Source organism: Micromonospora sp. NPDC023888 (assembly GCF_040639415.1).
Taxonomy (GTDB): domain Bacteria; phylum Actinomycetota; class Actinomycetes; order Mycobacteriales; family Micromonosporaceae; genus Micromonospora.
On record NZ_JBEZZW010000066.1, the window covers coordinates 1 to 26,411 of the forward strand.

General features: G+C 70.3%; 22 protein-coding genes. 10 read left to right on the top strand and 12 right to left on the bottom strand.

What is annotated here, in order from left to right; genetic code table 11:
- Nucleotides 1-75: 75 nt before the first annotated feature.
- Nucleotides 76-675: a class I SAM-dependent methyltransferase gene (locus AB0F61_RS33130; protein WP_357818013.1), complete on the bottom strand. Its 600-nt coding sequence runs from the start codon at nt 673-675 to the stop codon at nt 76-78.
- A 464-nt stretch (nt 676-1,139) separates the two neighbouring features.
- Between AB0F61_RS33130 and AB0F61_RS33135 the strand changes: the two genes are divergently transcribed.
- Nucleotides 1,140-1,895 carry an SDR family NAD(P)-dependent oxidoreductase gene (locus AB0F61_RS33135; RefSeq protein WP_357818017.1) on the top strand — a complete coding sequence of 252 codons (756 nt, stop codon included), beginning with the start codon at nt 1,140-1,142 and terminating at the stop codon, nt 1,893-1,895.
- Between the two features lie 73 nt (nt 1,896-1,968).
- Here AB0F61_RS33135 and AB0F61_RS33140 read toward each other — a convergent pair whose 3' ends face one another.
- Nucleotides 1,969-5,199, bottom strand: a complete 3,231-nt coding sequence (locus AB0F61_RS33140; protein ID WP_357818020.1) for a S8 family serine peptidase — start codon at nt 5,197-5,199, stop codon at nt 1,969-1,971.
- A 179-nt stretch (nt 5,200-5,378) separates the two neighbouring features.
- Between AB0F61_RS33140 and AB0F61_RS33145 the strand changes: the two genes are divergently transcribed.
- Both AB0F61_RS33145 and AB0F61_RS33150 read left to right on the top strand, forming a co-directional pair.
- Nucleotides 5,379-5,879, top strand: coding sequence for a sigma-70 family RNA polymerase sigma factor (locus tag AB0F61_RS33145; protein ID WP_357818023.1), 501 nt, complete (start codon nt 5,379-5,381; stop codon nt 5,877-5,879).
- Nucleotides 5,872-6,576 carry an RICIN domain-containing protein gene (locus AB0F61_RS33150; RefSeq protein ID WP_357818026.1) on the top strand — a complete coding sequence of 235 codons (705 nt, stop codon included), beginning with the start codon at nt 5,872-5,874 and terminating at the stop codon, nt 6,574-6,576. Before AB0F61_RS33145 ends, AB0F61_RS33150 begins: the two co-directional genes overlap by 8 nt.
- Nucleotides 6,577-6,606: 30 nt before the next feature.
- Here AB0F61_RS33150 and AB0F61_RS33155 read toward each other — a convergent pair whose 3' ends face one another.
- Nucleotides 6,607-9,123, bottom strand: coding sequence for a hypothetical protein (locus AB0F61_RS33155; protein ID WP_357818028.1), 2,517 nt, complete (start codon nt 9,121-9,123; stop codon nt 6,607-6,609).
- A gap of 436 nt (nt 9,124-9,559) precedes the next feature.
- Here AB0F61_RS33155 and AB0F61_RS33160 point away from each other — a divergent pair, with 436 nt between their 5' ends.
- Entirely contained in the window at nt 9,560-11,227 is a 1,668-nt protein-coding gene (locus tag AB0F61_RS33160; RefSeq protein WP_357818031.1) for a cellulose binding domain-containing protein, read from the top strand.
- 82 nt (nt 11,228-11,309) lie between these two features.
- Here AB0F61_RS33160 and AB0F61_RS33165 read toward each other — a convergent pair whose 3' ends face one another.
- Complete coding sequence (locus AB0F61_RS33165; RefSeq protein ID WP_357818034.1) at nt 11,310-11,972, bottom strand: hypothetical protein; 663 nt, start codon at nt 11,970-11,972, stop codon at nt 11,310-11,312.
- 20 nt (nt 11,973-11,992) lie between these two features.
- Here AB0F61_RS33165 and AB0F61_RS33170 point away from each other — a divergent pair, with 20 nt between their 5' ends.
- The 3 genes from AB0F61_RS33170 to AB0F61_RS33180 all read left to right on the top strand — a co-directional run bounded on the left by AB0F61_RS33170 (nt 11,993) and on the right by AB0F61_RS33180 (nt 16,637).
- On the top strand, nt 11,993-13,360 hold the full coding sequence (locus AB0F61_RS33170) for a HupE/UreJ family protein (RefSeq protein ID WP_357818037.1): 1,368 nt from the start codon (nt 11,993-11,995) through the stop codon (nt 13,358-13,360).
- Nucleotides 13,361-13,504: 144 nt separating this feature from the next.
- A complete protein-coding gene (locus tag AB0F61_RS33175; RefSeq protein ID WP_357818040.1) occupies nt 13,505-15,478 on the top strand; it encodes a metallophosphoesterase family protein in 1,974 nt (657 codons plus the stop codon).
- A gap of 91 nt (nt 15,479-15,569) precedes the next feature.
- Nucleotides 15,570-16,637: a DUF916 domain-containing protein gene (locus AB0F61_RS33180; RefSeq protein WP_357818043.1), complete on the top strand. Its 1,068-nt coding sequence runs from the start codon at nt 15,570-15,572 to the stop codon at nt 16,635-16,637.
- 61 nt (nt 16,638-16,698) lie between these two features.
- On the opposite strand, the gene AB0F61_RS33185 is transcribed toward AB0F61_RS33180, so the two are convergent.
- The gene (locus tag AB0F61_RS33185; RefSeq protein WP_357818046.1) at nt 16,699-17,391 is read right to left on the bottom strand and encodes a YoaK family protein; all 693 of its coding nucleotides are present in this window, start codon (nt 17,389-17,391) and stop codon (nt 16,699-16,701) included.
- Nucleotides 17,392-17,595: 204 nt separating this feature from the next.
- Between AB0F61_RS33185 and AB0F61_RS33190 the strand changes: the two genes are divergently transcribed.
- Nucleotides 17,596-18,567, top strand: coding sequence for an NADP-dependent oxidoreductase (locus AB0F61_RS33190; protein WP_357818048.1), 972 nt, complete (start codon nt 17,596-17,598; stop codon nt 18,565-18,567).
- Between the two features lie 4 nt (nt 18,568-18,571).
- Here the strand turns inward: AB0F61_RS33190 and AB0F61_RS33195 are convergent, their stop codons facing one another.
- From AB0F61_RS33195 to AB0F61_RS33215, 5 genes are all read right to left on the bottom strand, one after another.
- Nucleotides 18,572-19,165, bottom strand: coding sequence for an HAD family phosphatase (locus tag AB0F61_RS33195; protein ID WP_357818051.1), 594 nt, complete (start codon nt 19,163-19,165; stop codon nt 18,572-18,574).
- A 17-nt stretch (nt 19,166-19,182) separates the two neighbouring features.
- Nucleotides 19,183-20,439 carry an RNA polymerase sigma factor gene (locus tag AB0F61_RS33200; protein ID WP_357818054.1) on the bottom strand — a complete coding sequence of 419 codons (1,257 nt, stop codon included), beginning with the start codon at nt 20,437-20,439 and terminating at the stop codon, nt 19,183-19,185.
- A gap of 2 nt (nt 20,440-20,441) precedes the next feature.
- A complete protein-coding gene (locus AB0F61_RS33205; RefSeq protein ID WP_357818070.1) occupies nt 20,442-20,789 on the bottom strand; it encodes a YciI family protein in 348 nt (115 codons plus the stop codon).
- A gap of 109 nt (nt 20,790-20,898) precedes the next feature.
- Nucleotides 20,899-22,110 carry a low temperature requirement protein A gene (locus tag AB0F61_RS33210; protein WP_357818057.1) on the bottom strand — a complete coding sequence of 404 codons (1,212 nt, stop codon included), beginning with the start codon at nt 22,108-22,110 and terminating at the stop codon, nt 20,899-20,901.
- Nucleotides 22,111-22,150: 40 nt separating this feature from the next.
- A complete protein-coding gene (locus tag AB0F61_RS33215) occupies nt 22,151-22,801 on the bottom strand; it encodes a winged helix-turn-helix transcriptional regulator (protein ID WP_357818059.1) in 651 nt (216 codons plus the stop codon).
- Between the two features lie 72 nt (nt 22,802-22,873).
- Between AB0F61_RS33215 and AB0F61_RS33220 the strand changes: the two genes are divergently transcribed.
- A complete protein-coding gene (locus tag AB0F61_RS33220) occupies nt 22,874-23,596 on the top strand; it encodes a hypothetical protein (protein ID WP_357818061.1) in 723 nt (240 codons plus the stop codon).
- On the opposite strand, the gene trpS is transcribed toward AB0F61_RS33220, so the two are convergent.
- Both trpS and AB0F61_RS33230 read right to left on the bottom strand, forming a co-directional pair.
- Nucleotides 23,562-24,638: a tryptophan--tRNA ligase gene (gene trpS, locus AB0F61_RS33225; protein ID WP_357818063.1), complete on the bottom strand. Its 1,077-nt coding sequence runs from the start codon at nt 24,636-24,638 to the stop codon at nt 23,562-23,564. The two genes, AB0F61_RS33220 and trpS, sit on opposite strands and share 35 nt — an antisense overlap.
- Nucleotides 24,639-24,911: 273 nt before the next feature.
- Nucleotides 24,912-25,376 (bottom strand): PRC-barrel domain-containing protein, encoded by a 465-nt coding sequence (locus tag AB0F61_RS33230; RefSeq protein ID WP_357818066.1) that lies wholly within the window; start codon nt 25,374-25,376, stop codon nt 24,912-24,914.
- A 169-nt stretch (nt 25,377-25,545) separates the two neighbouring features.
- Here AB0F61_RS33230 and AB0F61_RS33235 point away from each other — a divergent pair, with 169 nt between their 5' ends.
- Nucleotides 25,546-25,800, top strand: a complete 255-nt coding sequence (locus AB0F61_RS33235) for a hypothetical protein (protein ID WP_357818068.1) — start codon at nt 25,546-25,548, stop codon at nt 25,798-25,800.
- The last annotated feature ends 611 nt before the right edge of the window (nt 25,801-26,411 follow it).

A 26,411-nucleotide genomic window follows, 5' to 3' on the forward strand; every position in this document is an offset into this window, starting at 1 on the left:
GGCTCGGCGAACGCCGAGCCCGCCCGAATCGTGTGGACGCCGAGCGGTGCCAGGAGCACCGCGATCAGCCCAGCCTCATTCGAGCGCTGTGCCGGTGACGCAGGTGAGCACCTGGCGCTGACCACGAGTGGCGCTCGATGTGGTCGTGGCGAAACCGTGGGATTCGAGAAGCAGTCGGGTCGCTGTGAGGTTCGCGGTGGCGTGTGCGGCAGTGGGTCGCTCGCCGAACACGTGGAGTCGCCCGCCCGGTGCCAGCAGGCTTCGCATCCGGGCGATCTGCTGCGCCGCGTCGCCCAACCAGAAGAGGCTGACGTTCACCGCGAAGATCCTGGTGAAGCGGTCGGCGGGTAGGTTGGCCGACTCGAACCCGGCACATCGAATCTCGGCTCTGCCGGCGCTGATGTGGCTCAGGTTCCGTTGGGTCGCGAGCCGCACCATCGTCGCGGAGCGGTCGATGGCGACGATCCGGCCGGTGGTGAGTCGGCTGGCGACCAGGGAAATGGCCGCACCCCGACCGCACCCGATCTCCAACACCTGATCGTCCGGTGCGACAGCCATCGTTTCCACTGCCCATCGCTGCCGGTGAGCGGTCGTAGCCCGGTTCGGTTCGTCCGCTGCGGCGGCTGGGCCAGCACCGGAGGAACCCGGATCGCGGTCGGAAAGGGTGGACCTCACAACGTCACTCGCTGGCGCCTTTTCTGCTCACGCTTCTGATTTCACTCTCTCCGAGGTGTCTGTGCACCGTGTCCTCGGTCACCACCATGCGCCGAGCCGCACGATCAGTGCACGGGCACCGGTGTGCCGCTCGGGCGGCCCTCCGCCGGGACGTGCTTCGGAGCGCCGGCGTCCACCGGGACCGCCTAGACCAGATGCGCTACAGTGTTGTGGAACGTCCATCACAGAATATAACGAAGCTGACAGCCCGTAGCGCGGTGGTATGACCTTCAAATTCCGTTAAACCCCGCCTGGCTTCGACTGATGTGAGCGCAGTTACTTTGTCGATCGTTCCAGAAAAGGCTAGCGTTCCGCCTCGTGAAGCCCTGTGGACCGGTCGACGAGGCCAGACACCTCCGGTGCCACTCCGTGGATCTTCAGCCCCGCCGCGCAGCGGCATGACTGTCGAGTGAAGGTGAGACGAGATGTCTGGACGGTTGGATTCGAAGGTGCTTGTCGTGACCGGCGGTACGCAGGGCATGGGCCTGGCGTTCGCGCAGCGGGCGGCCACGGAAGGCGCACGCGTCGTCATCGGCGCCCGGGACAGGGACCGGGGCGAGGAGGTGGCCGCGCAGATCCGGAACGCGGGCGGCAGCGCCCTGTTCGTGCCGACCGACGTGACGGTCGAGGAGGAGATGGCGCGGCTCGTCGAGACCGCGGTGTCGGAGTTCGGGCGGCTCGACGGCGCGTTCAACAACGCCGGCGGCGGCCCGATGGCAAGTGTCCGCGAGACCGACAGCGACAACTGGCAGCGGTCGCTCGCCCTCAACCTGACGAGTGTCTTCTACGGCCTCAAGTACGAGATCCCGGCGATCATCGCCTCCGGCGGTGGCTCGATCGTCAACAACGCCTCCGTCTCCGGCGTCAAGGGCGACGCGACGCAGGCCGCCTACAACGCGTCGAAGCACGGTGTCATCGGCCTGACCCGCTCGGCGGCGCTCGACGTCGCCCGCTCCGGTGTGCGGGTCAACGCCCTGGTCACCGGCCTGATCGACACCCCGCTCTGGCAGGGCGTCGTCAGTCAGGCCCCGGAGGTGGCCGAGCGCTACCTGTCGGTGCAACCGACCGGACGGGCCGGCACCCCCGACGAGGTCGCCGCGCTCACCGCTTTCCTCATCAGCGACGAGGCCACCTTCATCAGCGGCGCGTCCATCGCCATCGACGGTGCCCTCACCGCCTGAGAGGCCGAGGACGCCCCGAGCGCGGGACGGCGGTCGGCAAGCGACCGTCCACCTCGCACTCGGGGCGCGCCCGTCAGGCGATCCGGTAGGCCCGCTGGATCGTCTGCGTGACCGTGTTGCCGGCGGTGTCCGTCGCTGTCACCCGCAGCGACACGAAGCCGGGCCGGCGGGGATGAGCGATGAGAGCGACACCCCGCAGCACCGGCAACGCGATCCACGTTCTGCCGTCGTCGAACGACGCGGAGACACCGAGCGTCCGGTTGGCCGCCGCCGCCGAGCCCGCCTGCCGGTCCAGCGCCACCGGGATGGCCATGACCCTGCCCGTCCGGGCCGTGTTCGTGTCGTCGAGCACTGGCGTCGGTCGGGCCGTCGTCAGCGGCAGACGCTGTGGCGACGTCGTGTGCGCCGAGGTGAAGGTCCACGCCACCGAGACCGCTGTCGACAGCGTGTCCGGCGCGGCGCGGGTGATTGTCGCCTCCAGCCGGTAGCTGGCCTTGCCGGCAGGCACGGCGAACTCCGCCCACGGGCTGTCCGAGCTGCCGATCTCCGTGCCGTCGCGGAACAGCCGCAACTGCACAGGCCGGTCGTCGCGGGTCGCGGGGCGACCGGTCGCGTCACCGAACAACGGCAGCGCCGCGATCGAGATGGTGTCGCCGTCGCGGCCCGCGTACCCCAGGGGTGCCAGGCTGGGCGCCTGGGCCACGGTGGGGCCGAAGGGTGCCGCGTTCCAGGTCTGGGTGTACGTCCGGCCGGGCTGGAAGGTGGAGTCCTGCGTGCTTGAGTTGTCGCCCTCGACGAACGTGGACGTCCAGGTGATGCCGCCGTCGGTGTTGTAGTACTCCGTGCCGTTGAACGGCAGGTCGAGCGGCGTGCGCGAACCGATCGGGCCGGACCCGCCGGGCGCCGACGCGCGGTGGAACCGGACGGCGGTCGCGGCCGTGGACTGGCTCCGGTAGGTCGTCCTGACGGTGGCGAGGTTCTTCGCCGACAGCTTCCTGTCCAGGCCGGTGAACATGTCGCCGGGGCGGACGTACGCCAGGTCGTACGTGTAGGGGCTGTTCCGGAAGGTCCCGTCCGCGCCGGGGCGGGCGAGCCCGACACCAAGCGTCGCGGTGAACTCGGGCGCGGCGACGGCGGGCCCGATCCGGCCGAAGAAGACGTCCTCGAACGACACCCCGCTGAGCTGGACACCCGGGTAGCGGAAGCCGTCGTCCCAGTTCGCGCTCACGTTGATCCCGACGGGTGCGGCGTCACGCTGAGGCAGCGTCAGCGCGACCGGCTTGGCGGTGCGGGCGTCGACGGCCTCGGTGACCGGGCCGCGTACGTCAAGCACGGGCTGGACGAGCAGCGTCGACGCGTCGCCCTCGTGGATGGTGCTGTAGAGCGCGTACCGGCCCTTGGGTAGCCGCAGGGTGCCGCCGCCCGGTGCCCCGTCGAGGGTGCTGAACTCGCCGGTGGACAGGCTCGCCGCCACGGTCGTGTACTCGGTCGCCGGTCGGCCGTCGCGTCCGGTGTGGGGAAGCCGTACGTCGTAGCTCTCGATCTCGCGGTTGAGTGCGAACGGCGTGCGTACCCGCAGGTCCCCGGCACCGGTCGCGGTAAGCGCGCCCTGGTAGACGCCGTCCGGAGCGTCCACGCGGGTGTCCACGGTGATCGTCGCCTCGGCGCGACCACCGGCCGGCACCACGAGCGTCGTCGGGCTGACGGTGAGCATCCCGGCCGGGGCCGGGGCGATGCCAAGCGTCAGGGTTACCGGGGCGGCACCCGTGTTGCGGTAGCCGACGACCTGGGTGAACGGGGTGTCGTCGGCGTGCGGCCAGCGCTGGACCGGGAAGTCGATGGCGGCGACGTCGGCGGCGACCGGCTGGGCGACCGCACGGGCGATGTCGACCCGGCCGGCGCCCTGCTCGTAGAGGGTGTCCTCGCCGGTCGGCTTTGCGGAGTCCATCAGGGCGGCCTTGAGCTGCGCGCCGGTCCAGTCCGGGTGCTGCCCGGCGAGGATCGCGGCAGTGCCGGCCACGTGCGGAGTGGCCATCGACGTGCCCGACATGGTGGCGTAGTCACCGCCGGGGGCGGCGGCGACGATGTCGACGCCGGGCGCGCTGATCTCCGGCTTGATGTGGTTGTCGCCGATGCGCGGGCCCCGGCTGGAGAAGTACGCCCGCAGGTCATCGGCGTCGACGGCGGCGACGGCGAGGGCGTCGTCGGCCGAGGCCGGCGAGGAGACCGACTTCGGCTTGCCCTCGTTGCCGGCCGCGACCACGAAGAGCGTGCCGTACTGGTGGCTCAGCTCCTGAACCGCGGTCTCCAGCGGGTCGAGGCCGGGAGCGTCGTCGCCACCCACGCTCAGGTTGACCACCCGAGCCTGCGGCGCGAGCCACTGCATGCCGGTGATGATGTCCGAGTCCTGGCATTCGGTGGTGGCGCAGACCTTGCCGACGAGCAGCTTCGCCCCTGGTGCCACACCGCGATACTTTCCGCCAGAGGCAGCGCCGCTACCCACGATCGTCGACGCCACGTGGGTGCCGTGGCCGACCGCGTCGCCGGGGTCGTCGCCCCCGGTGAAGTCCCGGACCTCGGTGAGGTGCCCGGCGAAGTCGGGGTGGCTGGCGTCGATCCCGGTGTCCAGCACGCCGACAGTGACGCCGGTGCCGTCGAAGCCGGCCTGCCAGGCCGTCGGCGCGCCGATCTGCGGCACGCTGCGATCGAGGGAGACCTTGCGCTTGCCGTCCAGCCAGATGTGGGTGACCCCGGCGGCGAGGGTGCGCGCGGCGGCCGTCCCACGGGTGAGCGATCCCCAGAGCGTGACCCGGTCGTCCGGTTTCGCCCGCACGGCCAACGCGTGGGTGGCAGGCAGGTCGGCCCGCACCCGTGCGGCACCCCCGACGGTCGCGGCCCGCGCCTGCGCAGCCGAGTTCTCCGGGTACGCGACGAGCAGCGGCAGCTCGGCGGCCCGGTCGTCGTAGCCGAACCCGCCGAGCACCGTGAGGTCGAACAACCGGCGGTCGAGGCGCCCATCGCGCAGCAGCGGCATCGCGTCCACCGGGATGACGAACTGGTGGCCGCCCTCGCGGCTGGTCACGAACCGCATGCCGGCCCGACCCGGCCCGCGCTTGATCGTCGGGTGACCGTCCGCGTCGAGCGAGACCTCGTCGCCGGTGATCAGCGTGAAGGTGCCGGGTCTGCCGTCGACACTGGCCCCCGGCTTCACCCGCGCGTTCGCCGGGGTGGCCGTCAGGCCCGCCGCCACCAGCGCGGTCGCGAGTACGCCGGCTGTCAGCGCGCGTCGTTGCCGTCGTCGCACATCGTCCTCTCCGCCACGGGCGTCTCCCGGGACGGCACGATGACGCCTGGCCGGCACGTTAGGTTGATCACTGTGCTGTGACGGTCGCCACAATCCTGCCCCGCGCCGACGTGTCCGATTCACCCGAACCTGTTGCATGCGCGGTGACCAGCGGACGCGGCAGGGAGGGCACCGGTCGGATGCGTGATGCCGAGGAGTTCGACGCCCTCTACGCGGCCTGTGCGGGCCGGGTCGTGGGTCACGTGTACGCGCTCACCGGCAACCGGGCCGAGGCGGAGGATGCCGTCGCCGAGGCGTTCATGCGGGCCTGGCAGCGCTGGCGGACGGTACGGGAGGCGGACAGCCCGGAGGCATGGGTCCGTCGTGTCGCGTCCAGGATCGCGGTCAGCAGTTGGCGCAAGACGTTCAACCGGGTACGCGCGCATCGCCGGGCCGCCGTCGACCAGGGCGTTCCCGGACTGAACGAGGACCACGTCGCCCTGCTCCAGGCGTTGCAGCGGCTGAGCGCCAACGAGCGCCGGGCCGTCGTGCTGCACCACCTGAACGATCTCAGCGTCGCCGAGGTGGCGGCCGAGATGCAGGCCCCCGTCGGGACCGTGAAGACGTACCTCGCCCGTGGTCGGAGAGCGATGGCCGGGTTGCTTACCGATGCGCACCAGGAGGAGACGTCCCATGGCTGATCCGCGCGACGAACTCACCGCGATCGTCGACGAGGTCCGGCGGGTCACCACGCTTCCCCCCGCGCAGACGTTGCGGCAGCGCGGCGACAAGCGTCGGCGACGCCGGATGACTGTTGCCGCCGCGGGGCTGGCCCTCCTGGCCGGCACGGCGGGTGTCGCCGTCCTGACGGCACCGGGCGGAACGCCGGACCTGGGTGCCGGCCCGGCGAGCACTGTGCCGTCGTCCCCGGTCGTGCCCTCCGAGACCGCAGCGGCTGGACCGCAGGACATCCTCGGTGGCCGACGTCAGGTCCGGATCGTGCTGCCCGGCATGGGTGGGGCCGCGTTGGCGATCGACGACGGCGGCGATCAGGTGCGGGCCAGCACCGACCGGGCCAGCGACGACCGGGCGCTGTGGGTGCTGCGCCCCGACGGTGACAGGTTCCAGATCGTCCTGGCCGCCCCGCCCCGCGCCGACCAGGTCTGCATGACCGTCGTGCACGACGCCGCGCCGGGCAGCGTACGCGGGCGGACGTGCGATGCGACCGCCTCGACGCAGCGCTTCCGGATCGAGCAGGTCGCCGACGGCAGTTACTCGATCTTTCAGGGGAAGCGCTACGTCCAGGTGGTCGACGGCACCAACGCCCTGGTCCCCGACCTGCCCGAGGGCCTCACCACCACGTACGAGTTCGAGGATCGTGGGCCTGCCCCACGCTGAACCGCGAACTGTTGGTGATGCGCCCTCTGCTCAGCCGGCTGCCGGGCGCGGATCCGACCACGGCGAGCCCGGACGGCCGATCGGCGGGCGCGGCGGAGGCCGCTCCTCACTGCCCCGGACGACAGCCGTCGTGGCGGCCGACACGGCGGACGCTTCGGCGTAGCCGTCCCGGCTGGCCGTCACGGCCACGGTGAGCCGCTTCCAGAGCAGCGCCTCGGAGATCTGGAACGTCGCACCGGTCGCGCCCCTGATCGGGACGCCGTCGGCTGACCACTGGTACCGGTAGGTCGTCGTGGTGGGCGTCCACGCGCCCGGTGCCGCGGTGACGGTGCCGCCGATCACTGCCGCTCCGGTGATCGTCGGCGGGTTGACCGCCCGGATCGCCAGGGGCGGATTGATGGTGAAGGCGTCATCCAGAACCACAGCCTTGCCGGAGTCGTACGCGTACAGCGTCAGGCTTGCCGTGCCGGCCGGCGCGGAGCTGAGGTTCACCTCGACGGTCATGGACGTGCCGTCCGACGAGACCGACTTCACCGTGGCGGTCAACGGCTCCGCACCAGCAGGGGTCACCTGGACGCGGTCCTTCGGATTCATCCCGGTGCCGCTGACGGTGATCAGCCGAACGGCGCCCGGCGGCACGACGGCCGGCGCCACCGACGAGACCGTCGCCGACTCGACCTCGAAGCTGTACTGCGTGCCTCCGGAGCGGGTGCCGCTGGCCGTGACGCTGCGAACGGTCAGGTAATACCGGCCGACATCCTCAGGGGTCCAGGCCAGTGTCGCGGTGCCGTCGGCCCGGGCGGCGAGCGTGGTGTAGGACCCGAAGTTGACCGAATACTCGTAGGCGGTCGTGCCCGGCAGGCGCGGCGTGAGGCTGAAGGTGCCCGGAGCCAGCCGGCCCGTGCCGGTCGTCGGGAAATCGGTCGAGGTGACCCGAGGTCCGTCCAGCACGGACCAGGACGTGCCGCCCTCGTCGGTCTGCACCCCGTCGGCGTTACGGGCGAAGACCTTCACGTAGGTGTAGCCGCCCTTGGTCGGCGTGTAGGTGAAGGTGGCGCTGCCGTCGGCGGCTGGCCGGACGACCTGCTTGGTGGCCTCGTCGGCGTTCAGTGTCGCCACGTACTCGGTGACGTTCGCCATCACGGTGCGGGCCGTGAAGGTGGCCGGCGTGCCCACGTCGGTGCCGCCGGTGCGGGTCACCGTCGGCGACGCTCCGTCGACCGAGATGTAGTTCCAGCGAGGCACCGACAGGGTGCCGTCGGCGCTTCGGCTCTGGATTCGCAGACCGTTGACGCTTGTCTCCTTGGCGACCCAGGTGAGGTCGGCGGTGCCGTCCGCCCGCGCCGGAATGGTGATCTTCTCGATCGGCGGTGGGAACAGCCCGCCATGTTCGACCCAGTAGACGTAGGCCTGCACCTGCGGCGACCGGGGGGCGAGGTGGAAGTTGAGCGACGAGCCGATCGTGACACCCCGGTCGACGTCACCGGTGAGCTTCGGGCCGTCGTCGACCGTGAACTGGTAGGCGCGGGGGGCGTGCGCCGTGCCGTCGCGGGTGACGCTGTGGACGTAGAGGGTCTGCTGGCCGGCGCGGGTTGGCGCGATCATCGCCGTCGCCGTCCCGTCGGCCGCCACCGGCACCGTCCCCGACGGGCCACCCCCGTCGATCCGCCACACCAACGACGCCGTGTTGGCGACGCTGGAGCGCAACTCGAACGCGCCGGCGACTCCGATGTTGTAGTCCAGGTTCGGCGTTCCCTCCGGGTACGCGGAAGAGAAAATCGACGGACGGGTCTCCTTGACGTAGTACACGTAGTGTGCCGGCTCGGAGTAGTTGCCGGCCCGGTCGATCGCATAGACCGAGACAGAGTGGTAACCCGCCACGTGAGGCGTCGACTCGACAGTCGCCGGACCGCCGAGCCGGTCGGCGTCCACGGTGGCCGGAGGGGTCTGCTCGCTCAGCTCGCTCTCGTAGAACTGGTACTCGTAGCGGACGGTGTCCGCGCTGGCCGGGGTCAGCGTGAACGTGCCGGGGACGCCGATCGCGCCGTTGGCGTTGTCCCAGTCGCCGGGCGGGTACACGGCGGAGGCGACTGTCGGCGCCGGGCCGCCGGTGCGGTCGACCGTGAAGTAGCACGTGCCGCTCCACGACGTCGCCGTGGCACCGTCGAGAACGCGAACCCGCCAGGCGTACGTGACGCCGTCGAGCTGCCGCGAATCGTCCTCGAGTTGGATGTAGACCTCGTCGTTGCTCGGGGCCAGGCCGGTGAGCCACTGTTGCGGCTGCTCCGGGTGGGTGATGTCCCAGACCTGGAAGTCGGCCTGCAACTCGGCGCCCTCGTCCGCGCCGGAGAGGGCGCCCTTGAGCACCACGGCGTTGGCGTCGTTGAGTCTGACCGGGCTCAGGTACGGCCCCGGCGCGGTAGCGGCGCAGGGCTGCCCGGCGGTCTGGAGGGCGGTCGGCGCCGACAGGGCCGCGGCGGCCGGACTGGCCGCGAGGCCCACCACCGCCGCGGAGGCGAGCGCCGATGCCGCGATCACCGCCGTCATCCGGCGACGAGCACGCGAAGGTATACGCACGTTTGATTCTCCCCATGATGAAACGAGGGCCAAGGGCCACCCGCGCACAGAGGATCCCATGCGGGTACGGCGGCTGTGGTCCTGTTTTGAGCCGGGCGGCGGTCATCCGGACGGCTTTCAAAGCACGTCCACGACGGTGCCCGATGATTGAGCGCCATCGTCGAAAGGTTTCCGATAGTCGGGGCCTGTCGCTGCTGCGGGGCCGGTGTGTGGGCTCGAACCTCCGGCGGCACGGTCGTGCGGAGCCGCGCCGCGGGTGGCTGTCGAACCCCCGATGAGCTGCCGAAAGTTTCGGAAATCAATTGACGCGCAACGATGGCCGTGCGCAGACTTGACGTGGCTGGCATTCGTGATCATCGATCACCTCTCGTCCCTTCCCACCACCACCCTCGGAAGGAGAGCCCTGGTGACCATCCACTCGGGCCGTTCAGGGATCCGGTCCACTGTCGTCGCGCTGGCCGTCGCAGCGCTCGCGGTCGTCGGATCCGCATCCGTCGTAGCAAGAACGACCGTCGCGCAGGCCGCCCCCGGCGTCCTGGCCGCCGCGACGGTGGAGGACGAGGGCGCCGACTGCGTGGTGTCCGGCCTGCCCGACCTGAATTCGCTGCCCACCAACGCCAAGCTCCCCAATCCCTTCCAGAAGCTGAACGGCGCGACAATCACCACCAGGTCCGACTGGCGCTGTCGCCGGGCGGAGATCAGGGAGTTGGCGGAGAAGTTCGTCTTCGGCGAGAAGCCGGCCAAGCCGGCCACCGTCACGGGAACGGTCTCGAACACCACGATCACTGTGAACGTGTCGCAGAGCGGCCGGAGTTCCAGCTTCTCGGCGCGGGTCGAGCTGCCGAGCGGCACCGGCCCGTTCCCGGCGGTCGTGGTGGTGGGCGGTTTCGGCGCGGACACGGCCACCATCAAGGCCGCCGGTGCTGCCGTCATCAGCTACGACCCGCTGGCCGTCGGCCGCGAGGGCACACCCCGCAACAACAAGCAGGGCGCGTTCTACAGCATCTACGGTTCGTCGAGCAGCACCGGGCTGCTCGCCGCCTGGAGTTGGGGCGTGAGCCGGATCATCGACGTGATCGAGCAGTCCGGCAGCACGATCCTCAAGCCCGACGCGATGGGCGTCACCGGCTGCTCGCGCTACGGCAAGGGAGCCTTCGCGATCGGTGCGTTCGACCAGCGCATCGCCCTGACCATGCCGATCGAGTCGGGCAGTGCGGGCGTACCCATCTTCCGTGGCATACCCGGGGAGGGCGCCCAGAGTCTGAGTAGCGCCTACGGTGAGCAGCCGTGGTTGGGTGACGCGTTCGGCTCCTTCACCGGCAACCCCAACCGGCTCCCGGTGGACACCCATGAAATGGTCGCCATGGTCGCGCCACGCGGGTTGTTCATCATGGACAACCCGCACATCGCCAATCTGGGTCCCCGGTCGGCGAGCGTGGCGGCCCTGGCTGGCGCGGAGGTCTACCGGGCGCTCGGCGCCGGCGACAACATCAGCTACTGGTCCGACGTGCAGGACGGCACCCACTGCGCCAACCGCCCGGATTGGCGTACCCCGCTCCAGAACAACATCCGGAAGTTCCTGTCGAAGACGGGCAACGAGCCGGGTGTGATCCGGATTTCCAGCAGGGCGCTCGGCCGGTTGGCCGACTGGCGGGACTGGCCGACCCCGGTCCTGGCAGACGGCCCGACGACCCCGCCTCCGACGACGCCGCCTCCGACGACGCCGCCTCCGACCACGCCGCCTCCGACGACCCCGCCTCCGACGACGCCTCCCCCGACGAATGGTGGTTGTGCGGCGACGGTGTCGGTCAACCAGTGGGCGGGCGGCTTCGTCGCCACGGTGCGGGTGACCGCCGGCGCCACGCCGGTCAACGGCTGGACCGTCACCATGACGCTCCCGTCGGGTGCCGGCATCACCAGCATCTGGAGTGCCAACCGCAGCGCCGACACCGGCACGGTCCGGTTCACGAACGTCGCCTACAACGGCTCCGTCGCTGCTGGGCAGTCAACCGAATTCGGCTACCAGGGCACCGGCAGCGGTGCGGGGATGACACCCACCTGCTCGACCCCCTGACCCACAGGTGCCCGGTGCGGAGTCGCACACCCCGCACCGGGCCCCGCCGAACCCTGGGGCGGACAGCCCCGACCCTCCGCCGTCAGAGCCAGACCACGATCCCGGTCAGGTCGTTGAGGACCGCCGCCACACCCGCCCGGATGGCTGCCGCGCAGCGCTCGGCGGTGAACGACTTCGGGTCGTACGTCGAGGACATGCCGAGCCCTTCCCCGCGGAACGACGCGCCTTCCCAGTCGACAGATGTGACGTTGTGGGTGGGCTCCGCGAGTTCGGCGCCCACCACGAGGAACTTCTCGTCCAGGTGGTTCGGGGTGACCAGGGCGAGCGGATCGATGAGGTCGCCGCCGGCGCTGACGATGAGATCCGGGTTCATCTCCATGGCCTTGGCGATGCTGGGAACGGCATCGTGGGCGTCGCCGACGACGACCGTCCGGAGATCCGCGTGCTCGTCGTCGGCCCATTCCCGCACGGCCGTCACGAGAGCCCGGGTCGGGTCGTCGGTGCCGGCGGTGAGCAGGACGACCCGGTAGTCCTTCGGCGGGTGGACCCCGGCCCACGAGCCGGGTCGCGGCGTGATCGTCGCCTCCGGAGCGGGGGTGGTGGAGGGGTCGACGAATCCGGGGCCGAGCGTCCCGACGGCGCTGGGCGCGGGGTGCGGCTGGGACCAGTCGTCGCCGGAGTTGCAAGCGGTGACCAGCGCGGCGGTCGCGGCCAGCATGGCAACGGCCCGAAGCGGGGGGCGCAAGGCGGTCGTCCTTTCGAGTGGTGGCGGCAGCCTCGTATTCCTATCTCAATTCCCTGCGCCGTTTATCCGCGGACGATCGTTCGGGCTCTTTGTTTTCCGGCGGTTCGTCGGCGCGCGGGCTGGTGTTCACCCGCGCCATGCAACGTGCACTGGCCGACCGAGGGAGTCGTATGTTGGGGCGCGTCCGCCGTACCGTTATCGTCACCGCTGTCGGGATTGCCGCAGTGGTGCTTCCGTTTTTGGGTGCCGGAACGGCGTCCGCGCACGGCTTTTCGTCGACCGTGTACGCGAAAATAACGGCCGGAGACGAGGGTCACATCCGTACGGCGATGGACCTCGAATACGACCTTCTCGTCGTGTCCGCCGCGGATTCGGGTGACGATGATCCGCTCTTCCAGGCGGGCACCGCCGCGTTCGACGCGGGCGACGGCGACGCCCAGGCCGCGGCACTGAAGAGCCACTCGTCGACGGTCCTCAGGTATGTCTCCGACCGGTTCTCGGTGACCGCGCGGGACGCGGCCTGTCGGCCGACCCAGGTGGGCGACGCGACGATCGGCGCGCGCGAGGGCGTGCCGTACGCGAATCTGCTGCTCGACTGGACCTGCCCCGAGCGGGTCGACGAGCACGAGGTGCGCAGCGCGCTGTTCCCGGACGGCGAGGGCTACGTCAAGGGCACCAAGACGATCGTCACCTACGAGATCGACGGCCGTTCGGGCAGTGCGGCGCTTGACACCGCCAACCCCACCTTTTCGACCGGGCAGGCATGGTACGAGCGGTTCGGAGAGTTCTTCCTGCTGGGCGCCGAGCATCTGCTGTCCGGGATCGACCACATCCTGTTCCTGCTGGCGCTCATCGCCGGATCGCGGCGCCTGCGGGAGATCGTGCTCGCGGCCACCAGCTTCACCCTGGCGCACTCGGTGACGTTCATGCTCGCGGCACTCGGTCTGGTCGAGGTGCCGGGGGCGGTCGTGGAGCCGGTCATCGCGTTGTCGATCGCCGTCGTGGCCGGCTGGCACCTGTGGGGGATCTGGCGGCGCGGCGAGCACGCGACGGACCTGGAAACGGCGGGGCACGGTCACTTCAGCCTGGATCGGGCCGGCTGGGTCCGGCTCGGGGTGGTGTTCTGCTTCGGCCTCGTGCACGGCCTGGGCTTCGCGGGCGCGTTGGGCATCGACGAGGCGTGGTCGTGGACCCTGCTGTGGTCGCTGCTGGTGTTCAACATCGGCATCGAGGTCGTTCAGTTGACGATTATCGCGGTGGTCTTCCCGCTGCTGCTCGTCCTGCGGCGCCGTGCGCCGAAAGCGGGTGTCTGGGCGACCGGTGTTGTTTCCGCAGCCGTGTCCGTCATGGGGCTCATCTGGTTTGTCCAGCGCGTTTCCGGGTCCTGAGTAAGGCTAAGTAGTTCGCGAAGTGCAGGTTTTCGCAAGATCACGTTCATGGTCGGTTCATGAGGCGGCGAAACCGTGGATTTGCTTCCCCAGCGTCGGGTGAAGTCACCATCCATTTCTCTATTTGAAAAGGGAACAATGTCGATGACATTGAGCACCTCGACACGGGCCCCCGGGCTTGTGCGGCGGCGCGTGGTCGCCGGGGTCGCAGCCGGCTTCCTGGGAATGGGCGCGGCCCTCGGTAGCGGCCTCACGGCCACTGCCAGCGCGGCCGAGTCCACCACGATCACCGGCGTGATCCTCGGCGTCGGCGCCAACGAGACCCAGCGGATCGTGAGCTGGTACTCCTCCACGGACACCGCGCAGAAGATCCAGCTCGCCCCGACCGCCGAGATCGTCAACGGCGAGTTTCCGGCCAGCGCCCTCAGCTTCGACGCCGTTGGCGCGGCGAACACCTCCACCACCGGCTTCAACCGGCACGCCACGATCAGCAACCTGCGTGAGAACACGGCGTACTCGTACCGGGTCGGCGCCGAGGGTGACTGGTCCCCGGCGTACGCCTTCAAGACCCAGGACTTCGAGGGCGACTACGACTTCCTGTTCTTCGGTGACCCGCAGATCGGCTCCTCCGGTGACCGGCTGAAGGACCAGGCCGGCTGGGAGGAGACCCTGAAGGTCGCCACCGGGGCCAACCCGAACGCCGAGCTGCTGGTCTCCGCCGGTGACCACGTGGAGAGCGCCAACGACGAGGGTCAGTGGACCTCGTTCCTGGCCCCCGACACGCTGCGCCAGTACCCGCTCGTGGCCACCATCGGTAACCACGATGTCGGCGGCAAGTCCTACGAGCAGCACCACTTCACCCCGAACACCGACCGCTCGGCGCAGTACTACAACGGCGACCAGGCGACCCGGTCCGGCGGCGACTACTGGTTCATCCACAAGGATGTGCTGTTCATCGACCTGAACAGCAACAGCTACGCCAACCCGGCGGACGGCTCCGCCGGCGGCGACGCCGCGCACGTCGCGTACGTCACCGACGTGATCAACAAGCACGGCTCCGAGGCCAAGTGGAAGGTGCTGGTCTACCACCACTCCATCTACTCGCCCGCCAGCCACGCGACCGACACCGACAACAAGCAGCGTCGGGAGGACTTCACCACGGCGTTCTCCAACCTCGGCGTCGACATGGTGCTCCAGGGTCACGACCACAGCTACTCCCGTAGCTACTCGATCAAGAACGGCCAGAAGGAGAACCCGGCTGAGAAGCCGGGCGCGCCCGAGGTCTACCCCGGCCCGGGTGGCGTCATCTACGTGACGGCGAACTCGGCCTCCGGCTCGAAGTACTACGACATCAAGAAGCCGGACGACACCGGCACCGGCATCCGCGGCAACGGCCCGGACCCGCTGGACCCGGGCAAGTACTGGTACAACTCGGTGCAGAACCAGGAGCACGTCCGCAGCTACGTGAAGGTGCAGGTGCGCGGCGACAAGCTGGTCCTGGCCAACGTCCGCAGCGGCACCTGCGCGGCGCCGAACGCGGCGGTCGAGAAGGGCCTCTCCTGCGTCAACACCCCGGAGGGTCAGCCGGTCGGCTCGATCGTCGACAAGGTCACTGTGCACCCGTACCACGGTGACGGTCAGGCCATCCAGGTGAACGTGCCGAACCCGGCTCCGGGTGAGTTCGGCTGGACGATCGACGGCTACAACGGCCTTGTCGACCTGGGCACCGCCCAGGAGCGCGACGGCACCTTCTTCGAGGCGGCCGGCAAGATCAACCCGATCCTCGTGTCGGACAGCCGCCGTTCGCTCGCCCCGTGGTCGATCTCGGCCAACGTCGGCGACTTCTCCGACGCCGACAAGAAGTTCTCCGGCTCCTACCTGGGCTGGACCCCGTACGTGCTCGACGGCGGCGCGGGCGCCGAGGCCGGCGCTCCGGTCCTGTCGTCCCTCGACGACCAGGGCAAGGGCCTCTCGGTCTCCAGCGCGCTCGCCGCTGCCGCGCAGGGTCACGCGCGGGGCGGCGCTCGCCTCGGTGCCGACCTGGATCTGAAGATCCCGGACAGCATCGCGAAGGGTAGCTACCGCACCACGCTCACGATCACCGCGCTGAGCAGCTAGTCGCACAGTTCGATCGGGCGGGGTGGGCACCTTCGGGGGCCCGCCCCGCCACCCATTTGCACTCCTCCCAAGATCACCCCAAGGATCCGACATGCACCCGTCCGTAACGCGCTGGAAGAAGCTTGCTCGTACCACCGCGCTGTCCCTGCTCGCCGCCGCCGCGACCGTCGGCGTCGTCGCCGGCCCCGCCGTGGCGGCGGACGGCAACGTCGCCTGGACGGTCCGCACGGCCTCCAACGGCTACGGCGAGGCTCGGTCCAGTTACAGCTACAACGTCAACCCGGGTGGCGCCGTCGATGACGCCATGGTGGTGGCCAACCGCGGCCCGGCGCCACTGACCCTGTCCGTGTACGCCGCCGACGGCTTCACGACCGACGCGGGCCAGCTCGACCTGCTCACCAGGGACAAGAAGTCCGTCGCGATCGGCGCCTGGGCGAAGCCGAAGGCCGGCAGCGTCGTGGTCCAGCCCGGGAAGACCGCGCAGGTCCCCTTCACGATCAGCGTCCCGGGCAATGCCACGCCCGGTGACTACGTTGGCGGGATCCTCACCACGCTCACCCAGGCCGATCAGGCCGAAGGCATAAACGTCGACAGGCGCCTGGGCATCCGGATCAAGCTGCGGGTCGGCGGCGAGCTGAAGCCGAACCTCGCGATCGAAGGCCTGCACGTGACGTACGGCGGCTCGGCCAACCCGTTCAGCAAGGGCGACGCCACCGTCACCTACAAGATCCACAACGTCGGCAACGCCGCGCTCTCCGGGCAGCAGGCGGTATCGGTCTCGGGGCCGTTCGGCGTACTGCGGGTCCGGGCGAAGGACATCGCCGCGCCACCGGAGCTGCTGCCGGGTGAGAGCTGGGACGTGAGCGTGCCCATCGCCGGGGTCGCTCCCGCCGTCTCGCTTGCCGCGACAGTGACCCTCACGCCGCTGCTCACCGACGCCTCCGGCTCCACCACCTCGCTCAAGCCGGTCCAGGTCACCGCGCACGGCTGGGCGCTGCCGTGGATGTTGGTGCTGGTGCTCGTCGTGCTTGTCGCCGCAGCCGTCGGGGCGTACCTGTACCGGCGTCGCAACCGGACGCAGCGCAAGGTGCGTGAGGACGCCCGCGTACGCGACGCCGTCGCGCAGGCGCTGCGTGGTCAGGAGCCGCAGACCTCCTGATCGCGCCGGGGTGCCGCCGGCCAGCGGCAGGCTGCCGCCACCGCACCGCAGGGGAACTGCCTCACCGCCCGCTCCTCCCACCGGTGGCGACGGCACGGCGGGTCAGGCCGACAGCGACCACGAGCACCGCGATCACCAGCACCGCCGCCAGCGCCGACGCCCAGGTCGGGGCCGTGCGCAGCACCACAGTGCCGAGCGCTGCGCCGACCACCAGCCCCGCCAGCCGGCCGACGCCACCGACGTCGGCGAACCGGTGCGGGTCGACGATGCGACGCCGGACCAGCTCGGTCAGCGAGCCGGTCAGATAGGTGGTCGACGCGCCCGGCACGCCGGCGCCAACGGTGATCACGCTCTGGATGCCGCTCGCCACGGCGGCCGTCCCCAGCAGCACGAGCCCGAAGCCGTACCCGGGACGTGCCGCGCAGACCCACCAGCCCACCGTGAATCCGAGCAGGAGCACCGCCTCGGCGGACGTCACCACCGCGGTACGGCCGTTCCACCCGGGCGGGACGTGGCGCAACGGCACCGTGGCGGCGGCCACCCCCACGGCGTAACCACCGACCGCCACCACCGCGCCCGCGAGCGAGCGGGTGTCCGCCGTGGCGAGCGCGTGGCCGAAGTGCACCAGGTTGCCGGTGACCACGCTCGCGAAGTACCCGTTCAGCCTGGTCAGGCAGATCACGTCGATGCAGCCGGAGGCCGCGGCCAACGCCACGAGCAGCCAGGCCGTGGCCCGCGTCGACGGAGCGTGCACGGTGCCCCTTCCGTCGGTCGTGCGGCCGGCGCGACGCCCCCGGCGCGGTACGCCGACATTCCCGTGCCCGCCCCGGCTACGCCCGCCGAGGCCCGCCGGGCATGGGCGGTCGCCCTTGTGGGTGAACGGCACTCAGCTCCGGACCACGCCTGTCCTCGAGCCGGCATGCTGCGACGGTGACGCCGGCACAGAGGGGGAATCCACATGGTTGACGGAGATGTGCCAGAGCGGATGCAGGCCGCGGCCCTGGACGAGTTCGGTGGGCCGGAGGTGATCACCCTGCGGAAGCTGCCGATCCCGCAGATCGCCGACGACGAGGTGCTGATCAAGGTCTGGAGCGCCGGCGTGGGGGTGTGGGACGTGTACGAGCGGCAGGGTGTGCTGGTGCCGGAGGGCTCCGCTCTCCCGATCGTGCCCGGCTCCGATGGTGCCGGCACCGTCATCGCCGCCGGCAGCAAGGTGTCGAACGTCGGGGTCGGCGACCTGGTCTACGTCTCCGCCACCACCCGCCCCAAGGGAGGCTTCTACGCCGAGTACGCCGCGGTCAAGGCGGAGTACGCGGCGAAGGTGCCCGACGGCGTACCGGCCGAGCACGCCGGGGCCATGCCCACCGACGCGCTGACCGCGCTCGCCGGGCTCGACACCGTCAGCCTGTCGGCCGGCGCCTGGTTGTTGATCTTCGGGGCGAGCGGCGGCCAGGGCCACCTGGCCGTGCAGTTGGCCAAGCGGCAGGGCCTGAACGTGATCGCCGTGGCGTCCGGGGCGGACGGCGTCGCGCTGGTGACCCGACTCGGCGCCGACGTGTCCATCGAGGGCCACGGCGACATGACCGAGGTGCTCGCCCGGATCCGGGACGCGGCACCGGCTGGGGTGGACGCCATCCTGGCGATGGCGGGCGGCAAGACGTTGGACCGTCTCACCGAGGCGCTCACCGACGGCGGTGTGGTCGCGTTCCCCCACGGGGTGCAGCCGGAGCCGCAGGAACGGTCGGGTGTGGTGGTCCGGGCCTACGACGGCGAATCGAGCCCCCGACAGTTGCAACGCCTCAACGAGCTCATCGAAGCCGGGCCGTTCGTGGTGCACGTCGCGGAGAAGTTCCCGCTGGGCAAGGTGCGGGAGGCACACCAACGCCTGGAAACCTCCTACCAGGGCAAGCTGCTGCTGACGGTGGCCTGAGACCTCAACGCGGCGTGCGCTGCTGCGGCACGCGTACCGATGCCATGCCGGCCGCGGTCGCGGCCTGGATGCCCAGGTCGGTGTCCTCGAAGACCAGGCACGACCCCGGGGGTACGCCGAGGTGCTCCGCCGCGAGCAGGAACGCCTCCGGGTCGGGCTTGGCCCGGGTGTAGTCCTCGGCGCACACCAGCACGTCGAACCGGTCCAGCAGCCCGAGCGCGTCGAGGGAGGCGGTGACCGAGGCGCGGGTGCTGCCGGAGACGACGGCGAACGGGACCCGCCGGTGGGCGTCGTGGATGTGCGCCACCACCTCGGGTACGGCGGCGAGCTGCGGCAGCAGCTCCTCGTAGTAGCTCTCCCGCCGTTCGACGACTGTCGCCACCGGCATCGACAGACCCTGCTGCTCGTTCAACGCGACGATGATGTCGGCGGTCGGCCGTCCACCCCAGGCGTAGAAGAGGTCCTCCGGGAACTCGCAGCCCCACTCGTGCAGGGCCCGCTGCCAGGCCAGGTAGTGCAGCGGCATCGAGTCGACGATCGTGCCGTCGCAGTCGAACAGGTACGCGGCGAACGGCCCGGGAGGCAGAGGCAGACTCATCCGGGGAAGGGTACAGCTCACTCGGTCGTGACGGCTTTCAGTTGGCTGAGCAGGTGAGCGCGCTCCGGCTCGGTGCCGACAAGCGTCAACGCGCTGCGGTACGCGGCAGCGGCCTCGTCGTACCGGCCAAGCCGGCGCAGCAGGTCGGCCCGCGCCGCCGGATAGGGATGGTGGCCGCGCAGCCGCGGGTCGTCGGCCAACTCGTCGAGCAGGGCGAGCCCCGCCTCCGGCCCGTCCCGCATGGCCACCGCAGCAGCCCGGTTCAGCGCGACGACAGGCGAGGGCACCAGGCCGAGCAGCACGTCGTAGAGCGCCACCACCTGCGGCCAGTCGGTACCTGCCACGTCGGCGGCCTCGTCGTGCAGCGCGGCGATGGCGGCCTGCACCCCGTACGGGCCGGGGGCTCGGCCGGTCAAGGCGACCACCACCAGGCCGCGCCCCTCGTCGATCATCGGACGGTCCCACCGTCCCCGATCCTGGTCGTCGAGGAGGACCATTTCGCCGTCCGGTCCGGTACGCGCGGCGCGTCGGGCGTGGACCAGCAGCATCAGGCCGAGCAGCCCGGCGACCTCCCGCTCGGCCGGGAGTAGCCGGCGCAGGATCCGGCCCAGCCGGATGGCCTCCTCGGCCAGGTCGATCCGTTGCAGGTCCGGGCCGGAGCTGGCCGCGTACCCCTCGGTGAAGACGGAGTACACGGCCTGGAGCACCGTGGGCAGACGACCGGGCAGCTCGTCGGGGCCCGGCACCCGGAACGGGATGCGTGCGTCGCGGATCTTCCGTTTGGCCCGGACGAGTCGCTGGGCCATGGTGGCGGGCGGTACCAGGAAGGCCCGCGCGACCTCGGTGGTGGTGAGGCCGGCGAGGAACCGCAGGGTGAGTGCGCCGCGATCCTGCGCGGCCAGGGCCGGGTGCGCACAGGTGAAGAAGAGCGCCAGACGGTCGTCGGGCAGGTCCCGGTTCGCGTCGGCGGGCGGGGCGTGGTCGGCCCGCTCGGCCTCCGCCCGGAGGAGGGCGAGCCGCGTCGCCAGCACCCGGTCGCGACGCAGCCGGTCCACGGCTCGACGCCGCGCCGTGGTGAGCAGCCAGGCGCCCGGTCGGCTCGGGACGCCGTCGGTCGGCCAGTGGGTCAGCGCCGCCTCGATGGCCTCGGACGCGACCTCCTCGGCCAGGTCGAGGTCGCCGAAGCGGCGCACCAGCGAGGCGAGCAGCCGGCCGCGTTCCTCCCGGAACACCGCCTCCACCGACGACCCGACGGCTGCCCCCTCATCCGGCACGGTCAGACCGGTATGTCGATCTCGGCGATCGGACGGACCTGGACCGATCCGGTGCCGACCGCCCCGGGGCTGCGTGCCGCCCAGTCCAGCGCGGCGTCGAGGTCCGGCACGTCGATGATGTCGTACCCGCCGAGCAGTTCGCGGGTCTCGGCGAACGGCCCGTCGGTGATCGTGCGCTCGCCGTCCGGGCCGACCTGCACCGTCGTGCAGGTGGTCAGGTCCTGCAAGGGATGCCCGGAGACCCAGACCCCGGCGTCCTTCATCTCCCGGTCGTAGCGGATCCAGTCCTCGAAGCTGCACCCGTTGTCGACGGCCTCCCCGTCGACCATGGGGCTCATGAACAGCAGCATGTATTTCACGTCTCGGCTCCTCTCGGTGCGGCGTGTCGCCGTACAGCATGACGACGGTCGAGGCCCCGGGATATCGACACGGCCGGTCAGGTTTTTTCGGGCCGGGAGTTCACGACGCCGGGTCACGTCGGTCCACCTGTCGCGGGTCACGTCGGTCCATTCGTCGCTCGAACCAGGTCACCCCGATCAGGAAGGCGGTCAGCAGGGTGAGCGCCGCCAGCGGGGGCAGGGATCGACCGATCGGCAGCAGGGCCAGCGGCAGCAGCGCGGCGACGACCTGCCCCGGGTACACCGCGCGAACGGTCAGCCGACGGAAGACCAACCTGCTGAGCAGGTAGAGGGCGCTGCCGCCGTAGAGCGCGGTCGCGGCCTCCCAGCCCAGCCGGCCGGGATGCGCCGGCCCTTCGGTGAGCTGGGCGATCACCTCCTCGATGCCGAGCGCGACGTAGATGGCACCGATGATCAGCGTGGAGTGCGCGAGGCCGTACGCGTCGCCGGCCACGCTGGCCCGGCGCTCACCCGGCACGTTGCTGACGGCCTCGCGCGCGGCGGCCGCCAGCCGATCGAAGTAGAGCCACCACAGGCACACCGTGCTGGTGAGGCCGAGCAGTGCGGCCAGCAGGGCGGAGCCGGCCGGCGCCATCGCCCTCGGACCTGCGCCGGCAGAGATCAGGGACTCACCAAGCGCGATGATGAGCACCAGGCCGAACCGCTCGCTGAAGTGGTCCACGCTGCGTAGTTGCCACGGGCGGAAGGTGGACGCGATCCGGGCACCGACGATGTTCAGCAGAAACGCGACGGTCCAGAGCGCCGTCTGGGCCCCACCGCCCAGCAGGGCACCGATGATCAGCGGGACCCAGCCCAGCACCACCGGCACGGTGAAGAACCGCAGCGTCGAGCGCAGTGCGGGGTTCGTCGCGCTCGCCCAGAACAGAATCACGAGTTGTACGGTCCGGCCGACCACGTAGGCCAGGGCGAGCGTGAGCGGCGCGTCGAACAGCTTCGGGGTCTGCTGCCACGCGTCCGGCAACACCAGCGCGGCCACGAAGATCGCTGCCATCGCGACCAGGGTGATGGCGCGGACCGGGCCCACGTCCGGCCGGACCAGGTTTCCCACCCAGATGTACGGCGACCAGGAGTAGAGCAGCAGTAGCAGGAGGAGTAGCCCCTGGGCCAGCGTGAGCGCGCTCGGCGACGCCGCCATGAACGTGATGACCCGGGTGAGTGCGAAGACGAAGACCAGGTCGAAGAAGATCTCGAACATCGTGGTCCGGTGGGTCACCCCCGCCGGCACCGGATGAATGTCGAGAATCCTCCTCACCCTCGCATTCTGCGCCATATGGGTCGCCGCCTCATCCGGTCTACTCGCCCGGCGCCGCTCCGAAGAGCAGGAAGAACCGCTCGGCCGCGCCGATGTCGCCGTGCACCTCGATGTCGCCCGCCGAGACCGCCGATCGCAGCGGCGTGCCGCCGAACATCACGTCCCGCAGCGCACTCACTGTGCCGGTGACCGTGACATCGACCTGGCCCGACCGACCGCGGGCCACGCTGATCCCACTCGGAGCCACCCCCACCTCGAAGGCGTCGGTGCCCACCTGCAACCGGAGTCGAGCGGCCATCGGCGTGTCGGCCGGTGATCGATAGAGGGCCTTGAGCAGCAGCATGAACGCGTCGGTGCTCATCTCGGCGTCCGGCTCCGCTGGCAGGCCGGCCCCCCACCGCGACAGCTCGATCAGTGTCGGCTCCAGTTGCTTACCGCGTTCCGTCAGCTCGTACGCGTGCACGCTCGCCGGTGGCCCGAGTTGCACCCGCCGGACGATGCCGGACTGCTCCAGCTCCCGGAGGCGCTGGCTGAGCACATTCTGGCTGGCTTTCGGCAGGCCGGCCCGCAGATCGCCGAAACGTTTCGGGCCGAACACCAGCTCTCGAACAATCAACAGAGCCCAGCGCTCGCCGACGATGTCCATCGTGCGTGCCGCCCCGCAGGCGTCCTGGTAAGTCCGCTGAGTCACATCGTCATCGTAGTCGGCGTTCACCGAACAGTGCTAACGTCGTACCGTCTAGTCCTAACTTAGGAGTAACCAGTGGATGCACTGCTCGCCAAGGTGATCGATCGGCACGGCGGCCTCGATCGCTGGAATTCCGCGTCGACCCTCACCACCCGGCTCACCTACGGCGGCCCGTTCTGGGCGTTCAAGGGCAGGCCCGACTTCGACGGCACCGAACTGGTCGAGGCCGACCTGCACCGGGAGCAGATTCGGCACGTCCAGGAGGGCACCGGCCGGGTCGCCGAGTACGACCGCGACACCGATCGGGTCACCGTCACCGCAGCCGACGGCAGCCTCATCGACGAGCTGACGAATCCTCGGGCCAGCTTTGCCGGCTACACCCAGGAGAGCCAGTGGACGCTCGCCCAGGCCGCCTACTTCCGTGGCTACGCCACCTGGCACTACCTCGTCGAGCCGTTCCTGTTCACCTGGCCGGGCGTCGAGGCGCACGAGATCGAGCCGTGGTCGGAGGGCGGCGAGTCGTGGCGCGGGCTGCGCGTCACGTACCCCGAGAGCCTGGACACCCACACCGACACCCAGCTGTACTACTTCGACGACAGCGGGCTGCTGCGGCGCATGGACTATCAGCCGGTGGTCAACGGCTCCTCCCCGGTCGCGCACTACGTGAGCGGGGCGACCGAGGTCGACGGGCTGGTCGTGCCGACACGACGCCGGATCCACATCCGCCAGGAGGACCGCACCCCGGACCTCTCCTGGACGCCGATCACCCTGGACCTGGCGGACGTCCGGATCCGCTGAGACCCCGCCGGCTCCGCTCAGCCCGCCGCCGCACCTGCTGGTACGCGCCGGTCAGCCCCATCGCCCGACGTACCTCGATCAAGGTCTGGCGTACCTCCTGGCGGGTCCGTTCCGTGCCCTCGACGATCAGCCGGTCCACCAACCCCCGGTCCGCTTCGATCTCGGCCCGGCGCTCCCGGATCGGCGCCAGGAACCCCTCAAGCGCGGCCACCAGCCGTTCCTTGACCTCCACATCACCGACGCGCCCGGCCCGGTAACGCACGGCCAGGTCGGCCACCTCGTCGCGGTCCGGATTGAAAACCTCGTGGTACGCGAAGACCGGGTTGCCCTCCACCGTGCCCGGCACGTCGGCCCGCACCCGGTTCGGATCGGTGTACATGCCGAGCACCTTCCGACGAACCGTCGCCGCATCGTCGGAGAGAGCGATGGTGTTCCCTCGGCTCTTGCTCATCTTGGCCGCCCCGTCGGTGCCCACCAGGCTCGGCGTGTCCGCCGCGATCAGCTCGGGCACCGGGAAGACCGGCCCGTAGAGGTGGTTGAACCGCCGCGCGATCTCCCGGGTCACCTCGACGTGCGCGGCGTTGTCCCGACCGACCGGAACCACCTCTCCCTTCACACAGAGGATGTCCGCGGCCTGGAGCACCGGGTAACCAAGCAACCCGTACGGCATCTCCTCCTTGCCGGCATCGCGGGCCATGTCCTTGAGCGACGGCACCCGTTCCAACCGGGGAACCGTCACCAGGTTCTGGAGCAGGGTGTTGAGGTCGCCGACCTCGGGGATCGCCGACTGGAGATAGAAGATGGCCCGCTCCGGGTCGACACCGGCGGCGAGGATGTCCGTCACCATCTCCCGGGCGTTGCCGGAGACCTGGTCGATGTCCTCGCGGCGGTTGCGGGTGGTGAGCATGTGCAGGTCGGCGATGATGAAGAAGCTCTCGTAGCGCCGGTGCAGCCGCACCCGGTTGGCGATGCTGCCGACGTAGTGGCCGAGGTGCAGGCGGCCGGTCGGCCGGTCGCCGGTGAGCATTCGTGCGACGGACATGGTGATGCCTCTCGTTTCCGTTGGTGGGGTCACGCGTGGGCGCGCGCCGAGCGGGGCAGGTCAGCCCCCTCGGTCAGCGGGATCGGCTCAGCGAGCCGTCCGCCATCGCGCGCCGGCGCGGAACCGCAGACCACCGGCACGGAGGACGTTCAGAAGTTGCTCACGGCCATCGCCGGAGCTGGTCGGGACCCCGGGCACTGCACCGAGCGGGAGGCCGTCGACCACGTCGACCGCCTCCGCTGTGCAATTGCCCGTCCGGACCACGGCCTCACATTACCCGTGGGGCGGCGCCGGGCGGGGAAGGTGACCGTCGGCGTAGTAGGCGCCGACGCGCTCCCGGTACTCCGGGTCGGCCGGATCCGCGTCGAACGGCGGAGCGTCCTTGATCTGCTCCTTGGTCCGGTCGACGTGCACGACGCGTTCCTGGTGATCCACCCGCTCCACCGTGCCGGCAGGCAGCAGCACCTTCTGACCGAAGATCCAGGGGCCGGTGTCCACCACCAGGTACCCGGCATCCGCCTCGTCGCTCGCCTCGTCGATGGTGCCGATTCGCCCGTCACTCGCCCGCACCTGGTAGCCGACCAGGTCAACCGGCGTGCCGGGGCCGGGAGCGTCCGGACCGTCGTGGCGACCGCCCTGGCGTTGCGGCGGGGTGACCGACGGGGTGGTCTCGGTGTATCCGCCGGCCAGGGCGGACGGGTCACGCCAGGCCCAGGGATTGAAGATCGAGGGTTGCATGGGGCACCTCCGGGGGACGGTCCTCGGCTGTCCTGTTTCGAAGTGCCCACCGCACTGGTGTCGGAAACGGTCGATGAGGCTGAGCGGGTCGCGTCTTCCCAGCCGGCCCGGTGGCGGGTGTTGTCCGCGAACGGCCAGGTGGACAGGTGCGCTGGCATACTCGGCTGCCATGGTGCTGTCGCGAGGGTGGGCTGTCTTCCTGGTCGGGGTCGGGGTCTGGACCTGGGTGATCTGGCCGAGATTCGCGGTCGCCATCTGGCAGGACCCGCGGGCCTGGACGTCGGGCATCGTCGGCGACGGCCCCGCCACCAGCTTCCTGTGGGTGCACGCGCTGCTGATCGTGGCGTCCCTGGCGATCGGGACGACAGTCGGTGTCCTCGGCATCCGGGCCTGGCTCGCCGCCCGTCGGCAGCAGGCGTCCTGACCCACGTTCGTCCTGGTGACAGCGTCGAAACGAGGGCCGAGAAGGCGTCGGTCGGGGCCGGGCGATCGGCCGACGACGTAAGTGTGACGGGCGCCGCTACCCGCGGATTTGACGATCAAACCCGCAGACGCGTAACTTTCTCTCTGCCAGCGCGGAACGGGGCAAACGGGACGGAAGTCCTGAGGCCCCCGAAACGAGCTGGCAACCGGGTCGAGTAGGGTTCACTCCTGCGAGACACGGACCGGGCGGGGCTCGCCGGATCGGCCGCGAGGCGGATTTGGTGCAGCGAAGCCGACCGGGTAAGGTTCACGACCGGCAGGGAACCGGACGCGACTGTGGGAGACCACAGCGGCCGGCCTGCCAAATCCGACGACCTGACACAGCGGTTCGCCGCTGGGTGAGTGACGGCGGTGCCGAACCGTACGAAGCATGACAGACCGGGACACACGGTTTGACACAGCCAAGACGGTGAGGTAACGTAGTAAAAGTGCCCAGCGCGAGAGCGGCGGGCACGCAGAACGAAAAGCCCCGGTTGGGGTTCCACTGAGGTGGGGCTTCTGGTCGGTGTGTGGTTGTTCTTTGAGAACTCAACAGGGTGCTTGTAAAGCCAG